Below are 15,978 nucleotides of genomic sequence, written 5' to 3' on the forward strand. Positions count from 1 at the left end.
GGGGGGGGGGGGGGGGGGTAGAGGATGGCTACTGCTGGGTGTTCCGGCGATCTGACGCAGGGATGGATCGGTGGCACGCACGACGTCAGCGAATGCCGTCGCGAATGCGCCTACTCCCGAGCTGACCTCGGGGTCGGACATGTCGCCGGACACCTCCACCAGCGCCGACCACCGTGCGCCGGCAATTCGGCACCGGACGCCGAGTTCACCGATTGTGTTTCCGTTGAGCGACACGGCGAACCGGGTGTGATCTGGCGTGGACGGGCTCGGAAGGAGCGCCCAGCGCCGGCTCGTGACGCGACTGGCGCTGATGTGCGCGGCTCCCGATATTCGGTCGGGCGTACTAGCCGTGTCGAACGCGACAAGTACCGCAGGTGGAGCGCCGGTCATCTTGTCCCCCCGGGTGATGAAGAGCGGTGCAGCGGCACTCCGCTCTTAGGACAGGACACTAGCGGTCCTGCCGGTCGGCGTGCCAATCCGGCCGTTCAGTCGCAGTCCGTCAAGCAGATCCTCGATGTCGCGGGTCTCAGCCCACCCGTTGATCTCGACCTGGCCGCTGGGCAGGACGCGAACCTCGAGCAGATCCGGAGACTCGTGCCAGCGGTTCACCAGAGCATCGTAGCGAGACGACAACGCGTGAAATCCTTGGTTGCGCGAACCCACCCACGGTCGTTCTCGGTCGATCTGGTTTCGGTCGAAGGGGCCGTCCACGAGGAGGTCTGTCGCTGCAAGCAGGCGCGCCACACCCGCGTCGGTCTGGGCGCGGGACTGCAACTGGGCCACGGTATAGCCGCTGAAGGTCATGACGCTCTGGCCGCGGGCGCGAACCTGCTCGGCGAAGACGCCCAGGGCGCCTGGCTGCTCGAACGGCTCTCCACCGAGCAGCGTCACGCCCTCGACATCCACGGGTACCGCGTCCAGCAGATCGTGCACGGTCTGTTCGGTTCCCCCGCGCGCTCCCCAGAACTGGGGATTGAAGCATCCTGGGCACCGGATCGAGCAACCCTGCACCCAGATCGCGAAGCGCTCGCCGGGGCCCTCCGCGATCGTGCGCGGCACGATGCGCGCCACCCGCACGACGTCAGAAGTCAACGAGTCGACCCCCACGGGCTTCTCCGGCTGCGGTGTCTGCCTCGGCATCCGAACTGGACGGTGCGTAGCCTGCCCTGTCTTCAGACGCTGTCGCGGCGACGGCGCGAACGCTCGCCCACGAACGGATGCCCGCAATCTGGGGTGCCATCGTGATGCTGAGGGGGACCATGGTCGCGACCGCACGGATCAGATCGGGCACGATGAGGGGTCGCTGCTCGCCATAGGCGTCGAAGAGCGCAGCGACGACGGCCTGCTCGATCTCGGCTCCCGAATATCCCTCACTCGCATCAGCGAGGGAAGCGAGGGTGGGCTCGTCGAGGGTGATGGCCCCCGCTACGGCGGGCCGGCTCAGGGCTTTTGCGAGGTGTACCTGCCAGATCTGGCGGCGCTCGGGGTCGGTGGGAAGATCGACGAAGAAGATCTCGTCGAAGCGACCCTTACGCAAGAACTCCGGTGGGAGTGCATCGATGTTGTTGGCTGTCGCGATGACGAAGACAGGCGCGGTTTTGTCCTGCATCCAACTGAGGAATGAGCCGAACACGCGGCTCGAGGTTCCGGAGTCGTTGCCGCCTCCCGCGCCGGAGAACCCTTTCTCGATCTCATCGATCCAGAGCACGCAAGGCGCGATCGCCTCTGCCGCGCGTAGGGCGGTGCGCATGTTCTGCTCGCTGGAGCCCACCAAACCCGAGAAGACGCGCCCCACGTCCAACCGCAGCAGGGGAAGCTGCCAGGCGGCAGCGATGGCTTTCGCGGTCAGCGACTTGCCACAGCCGGGTACACCGGTGATGAGCACCCCCCTCGGGGCCGGCAGGCCCCATGCCGACGCCTCGGCCAGCCAGGAGTTGTTGCGCTTCGTGAGCCAGCGCTTCAGGTTCTGCAGGCCGCCGACATCGTCCAGGTCGAGGTCTGCCGAAACATACTCGAGAACCCCGGACTTGCGGATGGTCTGGCGTTTCTCATCGGTGACGATCCGCACGTCGTCGGCGCTGAGGCTCCCGTCCTGCACGATGGCGCGGGCGAACGCGTTCTCGGCCTCTTGGAGCGTCAGCCCGCGGGCCGCACTCACGAGGCGCTCGCGACCCTGCTCGTCGAGGTCAACACGGATGCGGCCGCTCTGGGTGTTCGCGGCGATCATCGCCTCGAGCGTGTCGCGGATCTCCTCGGAAGTGGGCAGCGCGAAATCGACGATCGTCACGTCCTTGCTCAGGTCGGTGGGGATGCACAGCTCCGGGGCGACGATGACCAGCGTCCGGGCGAGGGAACCGGTCTGGAACAGCGCAGCAGTCTCGCGCAGGCGCCGCACCACGGCCGGGTCTGCGGGACGCTGACCGGCGCCGAGCGAGGCGTGCAGGTCGCAGAAGACGAACACTGCGGGGTCATCGTGGCCGGCCACACGATCGAGGGCGCGACCCGGATCAGTGGATGCGGCGACCGCGGAGCCGTCCGGCCCGACCAGGCCCGAGGTCGCCGACCACACCCACACCGGTCGCGGCGTGCGGATGCGTTCCGGGTCTGCGGCCACCGCGCGGATCTCCGCGAGCACCCGACCCTCTTCGAAGGACTCGATGTACAGCAGCGGGAAGCGGGCCTTCAGCAGCAGGGCGAGCTCGTCGCGGAATGCGCGGTGTTCAGACATCCAGGATCCTTCCCCCGGCAGCGGGCGGCTGTCGGGTCGCGCTGGGCTTCGACGCGAAGGTGAGCGAACCGCGCATCGCGGCCGCCTCGTGCGGCTGCAGGGCGAGGAGCGCGATCAGCTCATCGAGCGTGCGCACGGGGTGCGCGGCGCGATGCGCGACGACGTACTCCGCGCGGGGTTGCCCCATGAAGGGCAGTGCGGCGAGCTGGTCGACCGTGGCGGTCTGTGGATCGAGCTGCGCGTTCACCGCCGGTGCCGGCCCCGAGTGTGTCTCCGTGGCGGCGGCTGCCGGCCCGATTGCGGGGGCGGGCGTGGGTGCCAGGTAGTCGGCGGTGCTGACGCCGAAGACGCCCGTGTCGACATCCACCGCGCGGGGGCTCGAGGGTTGCGTCGGCATGGGCGGTGACGGGCGGGATGCCCTCGGGGCGGGGCGGAACCAGGGGAGCCCGTTCTGCCTGCGTCTCCAGGCCTCGTTCAGCCATGAGGGGCTGACAATGAGCGCGTGGATGATGCCGACGATCCACAGGGCGGGGTAGCCCCACGTGACGGCCTCGCTCCATGGCAGGAAGGGGATCGCGGCAGCGGCCAGCGCATAGATGCCTGAGGTGATGATCCAAGACGTGCGTACGGTGAGGGCGCCGATCACGGCGAACCCGAGCCAGGTGAGCCGCCCGAATCCGGCGAGGATCGGCAGCAGCCAGAGGCTCATGAGCAGCAGCCATCCGATCGAGGGGGCGGCGCTGATGCGGGTCGCCGCGGGCCGCCAGCCGGCGCTCATGATCCCCCTACTGAGGTGGTCGCCTGTAGAACGAGGCGCACGCTGGCGTCCGCCTCGACCGTGTCCGAGATCACGTGGAACCCGGCGGCATCCGCGTTCTGCCGGATGCGTTCGGCAACGGCCTGCTGCACGCGCGCGAGATAGGCGCGGTCCAGGGCGAGCATGAGGGCATTCGCTTCGTCGACATCGACCGTACGGGCCGCGTCGATGTGCGCGGCCCAGATGCCGTCCGCCCCGCGCGTCATGTCCAGTCGCAGGTCACTGACGATCGCCGACAGGTGCTCGTCGTCGGCGACGGCGACAGTGCCGTGGATGTCGACCACGGCCTGGCTCAGCAGGCCCAGATCGCGCATGCGCGTGGCGACGATCAGAGAGCGGTCGCTCTGCGCGGCAGAGCCCGAGGCGAGGGTGCCGATCGCGCCGGCAGCGCCGGCCGCGGTCGAGCCTGCGACAGCGGCGATCACCGCGGGGACGAGCAGCAGTGAGACGCTCACGCGCTCACCTCGTCGGTCGTCGCGGTGTGAACGGAGGCGCTGCTCGAGGCGGCGTGGTAATCCTCGGTGAAGCGCGACGCGACCGTGCCGGCGTCGATGAGGTCCTCGAGTCGGGCGATGTAGTCGAGGCACGCGGCGCCGGTCACCCCGTGCGTCTCGGCCTCGATCGTCCCGTCGACGCGGACGGTCACAACGATGCGTGCGGCATCCATGCTCTTCCCCCTACTCCCCGGCACCGGCGGCAGCGGAGCCGACCGTGACGGTCCAGGATGCCGTGGTGCTCTCCGATCGTATGCGCAGGACCACGCTCTCACCCGGTGACCACGCCACCGTGAGTGTGGATGTATCGACCGCGGTGAGTACCTCGGGCTCCGTGGTCGGGGTGATGACCTCGACGGCCAGTAGTCCGGTCCCGGTCTGCGTGAGCGTCGCGGTCGTCGCGGAGCCGCTGTAGCGCAGGTCAACGTTGCCGGAGCCTGCTGTTTCTCCGTCGTCGAGGTCGGTGACCGGGAGCGGGGTGAGCGTGACCGTCCAGGGACCCTCAGCGCCGGAGGAGAGCTCGGATGTCACCCACAGCCGGCTGCCAGGCGTGCTCGCCACGGGAACGCCGTCCTTGTCGATGGTCAGCACCGCGACCAGCGGCGGGTAGCCGTCGGCCGTCGTCGCCCCCGGTCCGCTGAGGCCCACCGTCGCATACGGACCGCCCGCCGTCAGCGTGATCACGAGGGGAGCGTCGCCGAGGGATGCCGGAACCTCGATATACGCGGAGTCCTCGGCGCTCCAAGTCGTTCCCCCGTCCGTCGTGGTGGCCGCAAGCGGGTTGTCCGACTCCCACGCGTAGACCGAGTCGCCGCCGGGGGCGAGCGCGACCGAGAAAGCGGTGAGGCCGATGATGGCGCCGATGGCAAGGACGCCGACCGCCCAGAGGGCCATGCTGTAGCCACGGATGCGCGCTGCCGCGGGGCCGGCAGTGGCAGCGGCAAATATGGTCATCAGGGGGTCCCCTCATCGACGGAGAGACTCCAGACGGCTCCGGGTTCGGCGATGATATGGAAGACGACCTCCGGTGACGAGGACCAGGTCAGCTGCTGGTCGATCACGCCGAGTGAGATGACGGGCGCTTCACGCTCGGCGGCGGTGAGTACTTCGACCGTGATCGTGCCATCGCCCTCGTGGCGGAACCCGGCCGTGTTCGATGGTCCGTCGTAGCGCAGGTAGCGGGTTCCCGTGCCCGAGACGGCGCTGTCGACCGTCTCGGCCTGCAGCGGCTCGATGACGAGGGTCCACGGGCCGTCGGTGCGCACCCACAGCACGGTACCGGGAGATGCGAACGTCGCGGTGTCGGCGTTCACAGCATCCAGGATGCCGAGACTCTGCGGGAGCTCGTCGCGTGCCGCCTCGGCGGAGGGGCTTTGCCCGAGAAAGAGGAGCTCACCCTGCCCGGAGGTGCGGCGCACCTCGATGGCGCTGCCGGTGGTGAGTGCGTCGGGGAGGACGATCATCGCGTTCCCCGGCGCGGACCAGGTCGACCCGTTCTGTGTGGCGATGGTGGGGTTTTCCCGCTCCCAGGGGAAGTCAGTGAGCCATCGCGGCGGACCGGAGAGCGCGGAAACGACGGTGGTCGTCGCAATGGCCCCGATGACGATCGCGCCGACGACCCAGAGGAGTGCGGAGTAGGTGCGGATACCGGGAGGGACAGCTGTCACGAGACCTACTTGGAGACCGCTGGTGTGTCGAAGTCGATCGTCCACGGAGTCGACGAGTGCTCGGTGCGTACCGACATGACGATGCGAGGGTTCGGATCCCACGAGAACCGGGTCTGCACGGAGTCGCTGTCGTTCACGACCCACTCGTAGCCCTCGTCGCTGAAGACCTCGATATTGAAGGTCCCGTCGCCGTCCGAGGTCGCCGTCGCGCTCGCGGCGGGTCCCTCATACATGAGGAACTGCGAACCGCTGCCGCTGTACGAACCGTCGACGCGTATCGGATCAAGCTGGTCGAAGGTCAATGTCCAGTTCCCCTGGCCCGCGGTCCACAGCAGCGAGTCGGGAGCCATCATCAGCACGGTGGTTCGTCGGTAGGCGTCCACAAAGCCGGTGGCATGCGCCGCCCCGGGTTCTGCCGCGGGCGATGGCCCGGTGACGTAGAAGCGCAGATAGTCGACCTCTTCGTCCGCAGTGACGACGAGGGGACTGCGGGAGACCAGACTCTCCGGCAGGGGGACGAGCATCGCGCCGCTCCCTGCGTACATTGACGCGTCGGTTTCTGCTGCCACACGCGGTTCCGTCTGCATCCATGCATAGGTGTTCACGCGCATAGCGTCGCCGAGCATGTACGTGAAGGTGGTCGATGTGACGATGGCGGTGATGGCGAGGATGCCGATCGCCCACAGCACGCGCGAGAATCGTACGATCCGCTGCTGCGTCGGGACGGAATCGGCGATTGTCATTGTGTCGTGAACCTACTGCGGGTTGTTGCCCGAGTGGACGGTCTGACGGCGGGGTGGGGTGCGAAGTGCCCCCACCCCGCCGTCAGACGTCGTCGGGCGGTGCTGTCAGCTGTTGATCGCGTTGGCCAGTGAAGAGTCCGTCTCCTCCAGCGTCTGCGCAGCGACTTCGAGGTACTGCGCGAGTCCGTCGAGAGCGTCAACCGCCTGCTTGGTGCCGGTGGTGAAGCTGTCGTAGGTGTCGCGGAACGCCGGGCTCGACAGATCGGTCGAGTACCCGCTGCTCACGAGGTTGTCCACGAGAGCCTTCAGCTCGCCGAGGGTGTTGTGAATGTCATCCTTGCCCTGGCGCAGGCGCCCCGCGGCCTGACGCATTTCGTCATATGTGACATTGAGGTTGGCCACTGCTGTCTCCGATTCTTTCGATCACTCCGCCCCCGGAATGATGCTCACCCGTGGGTTGTGAGTCGAGAGTATCCAGAGGCTGAGGAACTTCCAATGGGGAGAACTCCCCACGGAGCTTACGCGCGGCTTGGGCTCCAGCGCGTGTACTGGGCGATGCCGGACAACGCGGCGCGAACGGCGCCGGCAGTCTCGAGGGACTCCCAGGTCGGCGCGGCAACGCGATACGCCCGTTTCCACCAGTGGGGGTCGTCGTTCGAGAGGGGATCTCTCGAAAAGACGGAGTCCGCGTTCAGTCCGTCAAGCGTCAATATCCACAGGATCAGTGCGGTCTCGCTGTCCGCCGGGATGTCATCGAGCAGAGCTGCGCGCACCGCTGCCCAGCCGGCCACGTCAGTGGCAGACGAGGGCGGAAGATAGCCACCGGCCCATGTCGTTCGCCCGATGCCCTGCGCCGCGAGACCTCGTCCCACTGATCGGGCGATGAGGGTGCAGTCCCGCATCCACCGTTCGGGCCGATCCCGGTCCGCGCGAGGTAGCGAGTCGCGCTGGATCACCTTGAGCACTTCCTGCCTGCCGTTGTGCTGCGTGGCAGATCTCGGCACGAGGCGGCCACCGCCACTGGGTGAGACAAGCCCGTGGAGGGCGAGATCGACGATAGCGCCACCCGCGATCGCAGCAGCAACGCCTGCCCATTTGAGCCGTGCTACCTTTCCGCCGTTGGGTCGGAAGCTGAACAGCAGGAGGCGTTCTCCGAGAGTGAGGGCCCTGCCCGTGTCGAAGGCGACCGTCATCCCTTGATTATCGCTCACCGTCGAGCGGGAGCGTGTCCGGCTGCGTTTCGGAGTGGGGGAAACGTACGCTCGACACGACCGCATCGAACAGCTCAAGTAGGCTTGATCGGAGCGTGGGCTGCGTTGTTCCGAAGGCGAGGGTCGCGATCCGTGACTCGTGCGGCACCGTCAACCAATACATCACCGTATAGGTCGGCGATGTCGGCAGTGTCGTGAGATCGCTGACTTCGGAGGTAGGCGCGGTGGTCTTGGCGCGACGCGCCACAACCGAGCCGCCGATTTCGTCGTGCCAGGGATCTTCAACCCATCCGGACTTCTCGAAATGGCTCATTGTCGTCTGGAGCAGCAGGAGGTTGCGCTCATTGTTTCGCGAGAGCGCGATGATCGGCTCCGAGAGTGTGACGGTGAGAGTCGCCGGCAGCGGGACGCCTTCGATGATTTGCGAGGCTATGTACCAGCCGGAGGCTCCGGCATCTGCGGAGGCCACCGCGGCTCGGGTGAGTTCTTGCCGAAACGCTTGCCGGAGGCTGGCGTGTTCATCGGAGCGCCCAAAGGCGACCAAGGCAGCGCGTGAGATTGCTTCCTTGCGCGCGTCCGGCTCCGCGAGCGGGATTCGCAGCCAAGACCCGGGAAGAATGAAGGTGAGTACGTCCTCACCGGCATGAGTGGTCGTCACGATACCCCCAGGTAGGTTTCCGCGAGCCTGGCCAGGGAAGCGAGGCCAGCTTCGGCGATCTGTTCTTCGCGGTCCAGATGGGGCGTAGACACTCGCATGTTCCAGACTTCGCCCGGCGTCGAATCATCGAAAAGCCACGCACTGAAACAGGCAACGAGCCGATGAGGCGGCGTCGGACCCGCGATGATCTCCCGACCGTAAGCGACGCTCACGCCTGGAGCCACGTTAATGCTCCGCGTCGAGACGAGCTGACGCCGATACCCGACAGGCTGGCTCAGTGCAAGGGACTCCACGAGTGCCGCAGCGGAGGGAGCCGAGGCGGGGCGAAGCGCGAGTTCGGCGATCGCGACCGCACCACCGTCGACAACCTGCAGCCAGACGCTCGCCGCGGCCGTGTCGGAAGCCCAGGCCTGCATGGCTGAGACTTCACGTTTTAGCCTGCGCTGTCTCGCGGGGGATACATGCGAGTCGCCGGTCGAGAGCAGATTTACGTCGCGGATCGACGCGAGTTGAATCCACTCTCCTGGCAGGCTGAAGACGAAAGGACGTGGCAGGTTCACAGCTCTTCCTCCGCCATCGAGGCCAGTGTGCGCCCTTCGGCCACGGAACGCGCGATGATCGGCTCGAGGACATCGACGATTCTGTCGACGTCAACAGAGCCGGCCCGATCGAGCGACTCCAAGGATTCTCTTGGTCCGCGGTACTGCGCTGAGAACTCATCCGCGATGACCGCCGTTGCCCAGGCTTCGGGTGTGTAGTGTTCGGACAGCCAGAACAGGCCGAGTACGTCATCGGCATGTTGTGATGCGGTCTCAGACATTCTCGAACACCCCCACTATCATGTCCGTCCACCCCGAACTCACGTTCTCGATCGCCTTGGTTACAACGTAGTCGTGGACGATCCCGCCAGCGGCGTCCTTGAGGCCATCGGCGAGCGCTTCGCGCCCTGCCGAATCGATGATCGCCTGCATCGTGTCGTGCGTAAGCACGTTCCGAGCCCCGCTGCTCGCGAGCTCGCTCGCAGCGTGCAGCCCCTCCAGCTGAAACACTGTGCGGAAGGCAAGCTGCGGCTGCGCGAGTGTCGACCAGCTCGCCGGGCTGGTAACGAAACGAAAGTCCGCGGTCACGTTACGCAAGCCGTTGGCGAATGCGCCCTTCCCGATGGTTCCCGTGAATGCAAGAGCGAGGCCGATGCTCGCGCCGATGAGATCACCCAGCGACTTCCGCCCGGACAAAGTGAGGGCAAGCGTCGCAACGAATGCAAGTGCGTTGACCGCGAGGGAGATGAGACGCAGAGCCGCGGCGACGACCGCGAGAGCCGGGAAGAAGACTGCGGCGATCGTAAAGATCGTTGCCAGGACGTCGAGAATCCAGCCGTACTCGTCGATGAAGGCGACGATCGCTTCGAGCGCGGGGATTACGACGGTCACCCAGAATTCGACTATTCCGTCCCAGACTGCGGCGAGATGGTCCCACAGAGTGTCGTTGAGCCCCGAGGCCTCCATGGCCGTGACGATGGAGCTCATGGCAACCAGCGCGGCGGAATCCCGTTCCTCGTAGGCGGCTGCCGCCTGCTGGTGCGCGACATCGACGTCGTGTTGAGCGTTTTCTGCCTTTTCGCGCCAGTGCCGATACTTCTCGATCATCTCGAGCTGTTCGGGACCAGGTGTCTCCGCCAGCTCGCGGTAGTAGTCGCGGTAGTACGAGGCGTTGTCAAGATCGGAACTGCCGCTTCGAGCGCTCGCCATCGCGCTTTCGTGCTTCCGCTGTGCTTCCTGTAGCGCCACCGCGTAGGTGTGCAGTGCGTCGCCTGTCCCGCGGTAGCGAGTCTCGGCGCGTTCGATCACGCCGGCCAGTTCGGCCGACTGGCTGCGTACCTGGTCGACAGCCAGGCTGATGGTTCGGATCTCGTTGGCGACACGGAGCAGTTCTCTGGCAGCCTCATCGATGCTGTCGGCCGTGCTCAGGTAACGTGCTGCCGCGTCCTTCACGCCTGCGGGATCTCCCGGGATGGGGCTCATCCACGACAAGTCAGCTGCCGTCCCCGTTCAGGTTCGACGCGAGCTCGCGGTCCACAGCCGCGAATTCATCGTGAACTTTCCTCACCGTCTTGCGGACGGCCCGCACACCGGTGAGCATGTCGTCGCGGTGGAGGTCCCAGGCGTTGGAGAATTCGCTGAGCTTGCCTGCAAGCCCCGAGTGCCCGACGAGGTCGGCGACTCCGGCGGCGATCGAGTCCGAGTGCTCGAAGGCGCGCTCGACTCGCCCGAGTTGCACGTCCGCTGATTCCAGACCGTCGAGATCGATTCTCAGATCCGCCACGTCGTCTCCCTAAGCTGCTGTCCCCGGTGTCTGTCCCTCACGCTAGCGACGTCCTCCGCCTTTGGTCGATGGGGAGTCCTCCCCATCGACCAAAGGCATCTGAACCCGCGTCACTCGTCCGCCCCGGACGAGGTAGCCGCGGCCGGGCGGGAACTCCGCGCGAGAGACCTTTGGGAACGGCGTGCGCATGATCTGGTCGCCATCCATCGGGTCGGGCTGGAGGATGATGCCGCGTCGGGCGGATTTCACTTCGCCGAGAAGTGGCCAGGAGGAGCCCCAGCCCGCAGTCTCTGCCTCGGCGACGAAGAAGTGGTCGGAGCGCTTGATCAGTTTGATGAGTTCGACGAGAGCTGCGTCGGCGGGCGTCGAGAGGAAGTCTGAGAACCCCTCAACAAAGACTGCGATGTGCGGGACAGACTCGCCACCGACCCGAGCTGAGAGCTCTCTGGCAAGCGAGGTCGTTTCATCAATGTCGAGTGCTGTCTGAGTCCAGAGGGCCAGACCAGCGAGCCGAGATCTTTTACCGCCGATGAAGTACAGTTCAGACTCCGGCTGAGCTCGGCTCAGTGCCGAGGCCAGTGAAAGCAGCGCGTTCGTCCGACCGCTCGAAGGCGCCCCGGCGATGAGCATTGCGCCAGCTGGCTCGAATCCCACCGGTTCGAGCGTCTCATCCGAGATCCCGAGAACCGGCTCTCCTTCCACTGCTGTCGGGAGTTCCGAGAGCAGAACCTTTCTCGGCAGGGCGCGCACCTGCTCGGCGGGTCGTCGCCGCGCGGCGATCGTCGCGCCGAGGTCGGCGATCGCACGTACCTGATCAACCGTGCTCCGAGAGCCTCCGAGCACTGCGATCTGCGTCTCCCACCCGTCGATGATCGCTCTGCCTGACGGCGAGGTCGGAGAAAGGATGTCGTCCTCCACGTTCAGAAGGGTGTATCCAGTCTCCTCGGCCAGGCGGAGTACGACCCGACGAGAGATGGACGCCCCCACAGCTGACGGCACGCTCGCTGCACGGTCGGCAGTCAGTGCGATATGGATGCCGAAAGGCCGCCCATCCGAGAGTAACTGGAGGAAGGCGGCATACCACTCTGCGCGCCCCGCTCCCACCTCGTATTCGGCACGGAAGGCAGGGAATCCATCGACGAGGAGCAAGATTCGCGCGAGGTCTTCGCTGCCCATGGATGCGCGATAGTCGTCGATCGTCGACGCGCGTGCTTCGCCGAAGAGCGCTGCCCGCCGGGTCAGTTCCGCTTGGAGCATTCGGAACAGGCGCACAACGCGCTCGGAGTCGTCACCTGCGATCACTGCGCCGACATGGGGGAGCGGTTCCAACATGCGTAGGCCGCCAGATCCGAAGTCAAGACCGTAGACATCGACGATCCCGCCCCTTGGAGTGATGCCTGCGGAGATCGCGAGCGTGCGTAGAGCCGTGGACTTTCCTGAGCCGCCCGTGCCGTAGATCGCGAGATGGCCGTCGATGTCCGGCAGGAAAGAGACCGGCTCCTGAGCCTGGCGGTGGGGGAGGTCGGCCACTCCAATGACCAGTTTCGTGTCCGTTCGCTGGGGGAGTCGTGCCAGATCGTAGATCTGCGCCAACTCGGGCATCCACGGACGCCGGGGCGATGGTAGGCGGGCGCCGATGAACGCTTCGCCGATGCTACGTACCAGTCGCGTCTGATCAGTCGGGCCAGGGTCGGAGACGCGTGGAGCGTCTTCCGTGTCGGGCACTTCCCACAGCACGGGTGAGCCGAAGCGCAACTCGGCCACGTCTATCGACGGAGCGGGCTTCTCGCCGGTTGTCCACCCTCCCGCGTAGGCGGCCTGAAAGGGCGTGAGCCGTCCGGGGCCCGTCTTCGCGCTCGCGCGGCCGGGAATACTCGGGTCGAAGTGAGCTGCGGCTGGCGTGCCGAGCACATCGACAGAATCTGCCTCGTCGGCCATGCGCAAAGCGATGCGCAAGTTCGTGTTCGCACGCAGATTGTCTCGGATCACTCCGGCAGGGCGTTGCGTCGCGAGAATGAGATGGATGCCGAGTGAACGACCTCGCTGGGCGATGTCGACCACACCGTCCACGAACTCTGGAACGTCGCTTACGAGTGCCGCGAACTCATCGATGACGATGACGAGCGCTGGCGGGGTCTCGGAGTCACGAAGGCTCTCCATCTCGAGGATGTCCTTGACCTTCTTGCGGTTGAACAAATGCTCGCGATAGTGCAGTTCTGCGCGCAGACTTGTCAGGGCGCGTCGGACCAGATGCGGGCTGAGATCAGTAACAAGGCCGACCGAGTGCGGCAGGGACACGCAGTCGGCGAACGCTGAACCGCCCTTGTAATCGACGAAGAGGAAGGTCACGCGATCGGGGCTGTACTCGGCAGCCATGGCGAGCACCCACGTCTGCAGGAACTCGCTCTTTCCGGATCCGGTGGTCCCCCCCACGAGTGCGTGAGGGCCCTGGGCCCTGAGATCGAGGTGCATGGCATCCGTCCCGCCTTGCCCGATGATCGCGCGTAGCCTGCCAGGACGATGGCGACCGGAGGGCGCTGCCGAGCGATCGATCAGCGACTCGTTCTGAGCCCATCGGTCGATCACTGCGGCGGTGGACGTGAGTAGCTCTGAGTCCAGAAGGGTTACGAGGGACACCGACCTCGGAACGTCGGACGCCTCGGCTGAATAGGCGCCAGCATCCGTGACGGGCGCGAGCGAACGTGCGAACGCCGCGCACCGTTCATGGTCGATCCGCTCGGGTTGGACAGGGGTGAACTGCTCTCCCTGGCGCACATGGCCGATTCGCGCGTCGGGGGACCCGATGGTGGAGAACTCGAGAAACGTGCGACACACCGCTGGTAACTGAGCCGACGAGGCTTCGAGCCAGATCCCGTAGACACCCGCATCCGGCGCACGCTCCATCAACTGGACGAGACGGCCACGGTCCGCGATGCAATCGTGCGCGATCAGCACAACGATCGCAGGTAGGGGTATCGACGGTGGTAGCGCCGCCGAGTCGTCCTCGCCGATCTGTGCCGCGCGCGCAACCGCGGAGTCCGACACAGCCATGGCGCGCCTTGCGTACGCGTCCCGCTTGGATGCCGGTGCACGTGCATCGACGAGCTCTTCGAGCGCGGCGATGAGAACACGCGTACTCGATTCGCTGTCGGTCAGATGCGGGATAGCGTTGAGCGGGCTGCTAGGCGAGGATGTGTGGGGAAGCCATCGCATCCACTCGAAGGAGTTCCCCGTACTTGGGCCGACGATTGCCGAGACGACTAGCTCATCCGGGGAGTGGAGTCCGGTGAGCTGAGTGATCAGGGCGGCAGCGGCTTCCTCCGCGGCTCCGACTGGTCCCGCGACACCAATGCTGCCGGAGTCGTGCAGGTTCTCGAACACAGGAACTGCGGGTACGAGTGCGAATTCGTCGGCCAGGGAACTGAGCTCGTCCACGTACTCGGGTAGCGCGCGTTCCTGACCGGGTATGTCGGCGATGCGTGATCGGCTGGCGAGGGTCCCCGTTCCGATCCGAACGTTTAGAAACGACCAGTGCTCCGGTCGGCGTGTCCACAGCAGTTCGGTCCGGCCGAGGGCCGCGGCGACGACCTCGTCAGTCGAGGGGGCCTCTTTGAGGCGGATCTGGTGCTCGAGAGTGAGCGACGTGGCGAGTTTGGTGCGAAGAGATTCCATCTGTGCACCGAATCGGCGGATCTGGTCGCGCATGCGTCGGCGCCGTGTTCCACGAGTGGTCAACCAGTTTGCGAGCATCAGGACCGGGGAGAGCGCGACGAAAGCAATCGATAGCGGCGACTGCGTGATCGAGAACAAGACGGCACCCATGATGAGCGGCGCGATCATGATGAGCCAGGGGAACGGCTGGCGGTCCTGCTCGATGGGTGGCTCCGGGGAGGGGAACTCCGTTCCCGGAAACCGTGCCTCGACGCGTGGTGACCGGTTGAACGGAATCGACGCTGGTTCGCGCGGGGTGCGTCCGGGCACGCCGACGACGTCGATGAGTGTGAGCGTCACGTCGCCGAGCGCGACGCTCCAACCCGGCCGCAGGGTCGCGCGTGAGAGCATGCCTCCGTCGATGACAAGACCGTTTGCCGATTGCTGATCGATGATCGTGACGGCGTCATCGAGGATGTCGATGACGGCGTGGGACTTTGAGACCGATGGGTCAGTCAGAGCGATGCCGTTTGCCTCACCGCGACCGATCGAGGTCGTTCGACCGGTGACGGTGAATACTCGCGCGTCGTCTGTGCCGCCTGATGCCCGGAACCGAGCGGTCGGTTGCCCGGCCGCCATCGCAAGACGTGCGGGTTCTGAGCCGGAGTCGATCAGGCTGATGTGAGATCCCGAGACAATGCCCGCATCTTGAAAGGGCATCGTGGGATCGATGGCGTTCCACGTTCCGCTTCTGTTGACCGTGATCGTCTGCGGGCCAAGGGTCGAGTGCTGCGGGTCTCGTGAGGCGATTGCGTCAGCGACGTCTGCCACGTGTGCGCCCGCGTCGACGAATATGGTCAGGTCGGTGTAGGTGGCGTCCGGGCGGATCAGTGTCAACTTCGTTCTCATCGTGTGCTCCCGCCACTAGCCGTCTGTGGGGCGATCTCCCTTGGCTGACCGGCATCCAACAGTGCCAGGTCCGTCGGTGTCACCAGCCGTGCCATGATCGCGTGTTCGACCAGGCGTGACTTGCGGTTGCGGGCGAGCTTCCCGACCCCGCCACGCAGACCCGGGACGCCGTCGCGGTCGAGTTTGTCGCAGACGTTATCGAGTTTGCGGTTGAAGGTCGTGATCGGCCACCCGAGACGCTCTGCGGCTTCGGCGGACGAGGGAATGCGGCTTGCGCCTGCCATCCCGTCGCGAAGCATCGGTTCGCATAGCGCGATGATCAGCAGCCGCTGGCTCGGGGTGAAGGTGGTGGCGCCGAGCGTTGCCGACAGTGCGGTGTCGGCGCCGGTGGAGACCGGCAAGGCGGCATCCGGCGCCGGATTCGCCGAGGAGCCGTCAAGGATGACCCCGAGTTCGTACGTGAACGGGCCCGCGCTGAACACGACGCTCAGCGGCGATGACACGAGTGGCATGCGGCCGGCCGGGCCCAGCATTGCCTGGTAGGTGCCGTCCGCCGTTGCCACCCCGACGGTGATCGACTGGCCGCAGTTCGTCATCCACCACATCCCGGACGCCCACTCGAATTCCAGCAGTCGCCTGTGCAGGTAGCGGTTGTCGTCGATGCTGAGATCGGCATCGCGGCCGACGCTGAAAGTCCTCCCTGGCGTGCAGGCGTGGCGCTCGCCGCAGAAGTCGATCGTCAGCGTCGACGCTGTCGTGTCGTCATCCATCGTGTCGT

The 15,978-nt window shown here is 66.0% G+C and carries 17 protein-coding genes; all 17 read right to left on the reverse strand.

Annotation, left to right across the window (positions count from 1 at the left end; translation table 11 throughout):
• Positions 1–435 precede the first annotated feature (435 nt).
• Positions 436–1,092: a 4Fe-4S single cluster domain-containing protein gene (locus B4F19_RS07495; RefSeq protein ID WP_292725628.1), complete on the reverse strand. Its 657-nt coding sequence runs from the start codon at positions 1,090–1,092 to the stop codon at positions 436–438.
• Positions 1,082–2,728 (reverse strand): AAA family ATPase, encoded by a 1,647-nt coding sequence (locus B4F19_RS07500; protein WP_292733793.1) that lies wholly within the window; start codon positions 2,726–2,728, stop codon positions 1,082–1,084. The genes B4F19_RS07495 and B4F19_RS07500 overlap by 11 nt, the downstream gene beginning before the upstream one ends.
• Positions 2,721–3,506 (reverse strand): hypothetical protein, encoded by a 786-nt coding sequence (locus B4F19_RS07505; RefSeq protein WP_292733796.1) that lies wholly within the window; start codon positions 3,504–3,506, stop codon positions 2,721–2,723. The genes B4F19_RS07500 and B4F19_RS07505 overlap by 8 nt, the downstream gene beginning before the upstream one ends.
• Entirely contained in the window at positions 3,503–4,000 is a 498-nt protein-coding gene (locus B4F19_RS07510; RefSeq protein WP_292733799.1) for a hypothetical protein, read from the reverse strand. The genes B4F19_RS07505 and B4F19_RS07510 overlap by 4 nt, the downstream gene beginning before the upstream one ends.
• Positions 3,997–4,212 carry a DUF2997 domain-containing protein gene (locus B4F19_RS07515; RefSeq protein WP_292733803.1) on the reverse strand — a complete coding sequence of 72 codons (216 nt, stop codon included), beginning with the start codon at positions 4,210–4,212 and terminating at the stop codon, positions 3,997–3,999. The genes B4F19_RS07510 and B4F19_RS07515 overlap by 4 nt, the downstream gene beginning before the upstream one ends.
• 10 nt (positions 4,213–4,222) lie before the next feature.
• A complete protein-coding gene (locus B4F19_RS07520) occupies positions 4,223–4,993 on the reverse strand; it encodes a hypothetical protein (RefSeq protein ID WP_292733806.1) in 771 nt (256 codons plus the stop codon).
• A complete protein-coding gene (locus tag B4F19_RS07525; protein ID WP_292733809.1) occupies positions 4,993–5,706 on the reverse strand; it encodes a hypothetical protein in 714 nt (237 codons plus the stop codon). Before B4F19_RS07525 ends, B4F19_RS07520 begins: the two co-directional genes overlap by 1 nt.
• A 5-nt stretch (positions 5,707–5,711) precedes the next feature.
• Complete coding sequence (locus tag B4F19_RS07530) at positions 5,712–6,449, reverse strand: hypothetical protein (RefSeq protein ID WP_292725640.1); 738 nt, start codon at positions 6,447–6,449, stop codon at positions 5,712–5,714.
• 105 nt (positions 6,450–6,554) lie between these two features.
• Positions 6,555–6,851 carry a WXG100 family type VII secretion target gene (locus B4F19_RS07535; protein WP_292725642.1) on the reverse strand — a complete coding sequence of 99 codons (297 nt, stop codon included), beginning with the start codon at positions 6,849–6,851 and terminating at the stop codon, positions 6,555–6,557.
• Positions 6,852–6,967: 116 nt separating this feature from the next.
• Entirely contained in the window at positions 6,968–7,642 is a 675-nt protein-coding gene (locus B4F19_RS07540; protein ID WP_292725644.1) for a GPP34 family phosphoprotein, read from the reverse strand.
• Between the two features lie 7 nt (positions 7,643–7,649).
• Positions 7,650–8,318, reverse strand: a complete 669-nt coding sequence (locus tag B4F19_RS07545) for a hypothetical protein (RefSeq protein ID WP_292725646.1) — start codon at positions 8,316–8,318, stop codon at positions 7,650–7,652.
• Positions 8,315–8,878: a hypothetical protein gene (locus B4F19_RS07550; RefSeq protein WP_292733812.1), complete on the reverse strand. Its 564-nt coding sequence runs from the start codon at positions 8,876–8,878 to the stop codon at positions 8,315–8,317. The genes B4F19_RS07545 and B4F19_RS07550 overlap by 4 nt, the downstream gene beginning before the upstream one ends.
• A complete protein-coding gene (locus B4F19_RS07555) occupies positions 8,875–9,138 on the reverse strand; it encodes a hypothetical protein (RefSeq protein ID WP_292725650.1) in 264 nt (87 codons plus the stop codon). Before B4F19_RS07555 ends, B4F19_RS07550 begins: the two co-directional genes overlap by 4 nt.
• Complete coding sequence (locus tag B4F19_RS07560; RefSeq protein ID WP_292725652.1) at positions 9,131–10,339, reverse strand: hypothetical protein; 1,209 nt, start codon at positions 10,337–10,339, stop codon at positions 9,131–9,133. Before B4F19_RS07560 ends, B4F19_RS07555 begins: the two co-directional genes overlap by 8 nt.
• A 10-nt stretch (positions 10,340–10,349) precedes the next feature.
• Positions 10,350–10,640, reverse strand: a complete 291-nt coding sequence (locus tag B4F19_RS07565; protein WP_292725654.1) for a hypothetical protein — start codon at positions 10,638–10,640, stop codon at positions 10,350–10,352.
• Between the two features lie 42 nt (positions 10,641–10,682).
• The gene (locus B4F19_RS07570; RefSeq protein ID WP_292733815.1) at positions 10,683–15,200 is read right to left on the reverse strand and encodes an FtsK/SpoIIIE domain-containing protein; all 4,518 of its coding nucleotides are present in this window, start codon (positions 15,198–15,200) and stop codon (positions 10,683–10,685) included.
• On the reverse strand, positions 15,197–15,978 hold a 782-nt coding region (locus tag B4F19_RS07575; protein WP_349675946.1), incomplete at its 5' end, for a hypothetical protein. The genes B4F19_RS07575 and B4F19_RS07570, both read right to left, overlap by 4 nt.

Origin of the sequence: Microbacterium sp. UBA1097 (assembly GCF_002313585.1) — a bacterium.
Lineage (GTDB): Bacteria > Actinomycetota > Actinomycetes > Actinomycetales > Microbacteriaceae > Microbacterium.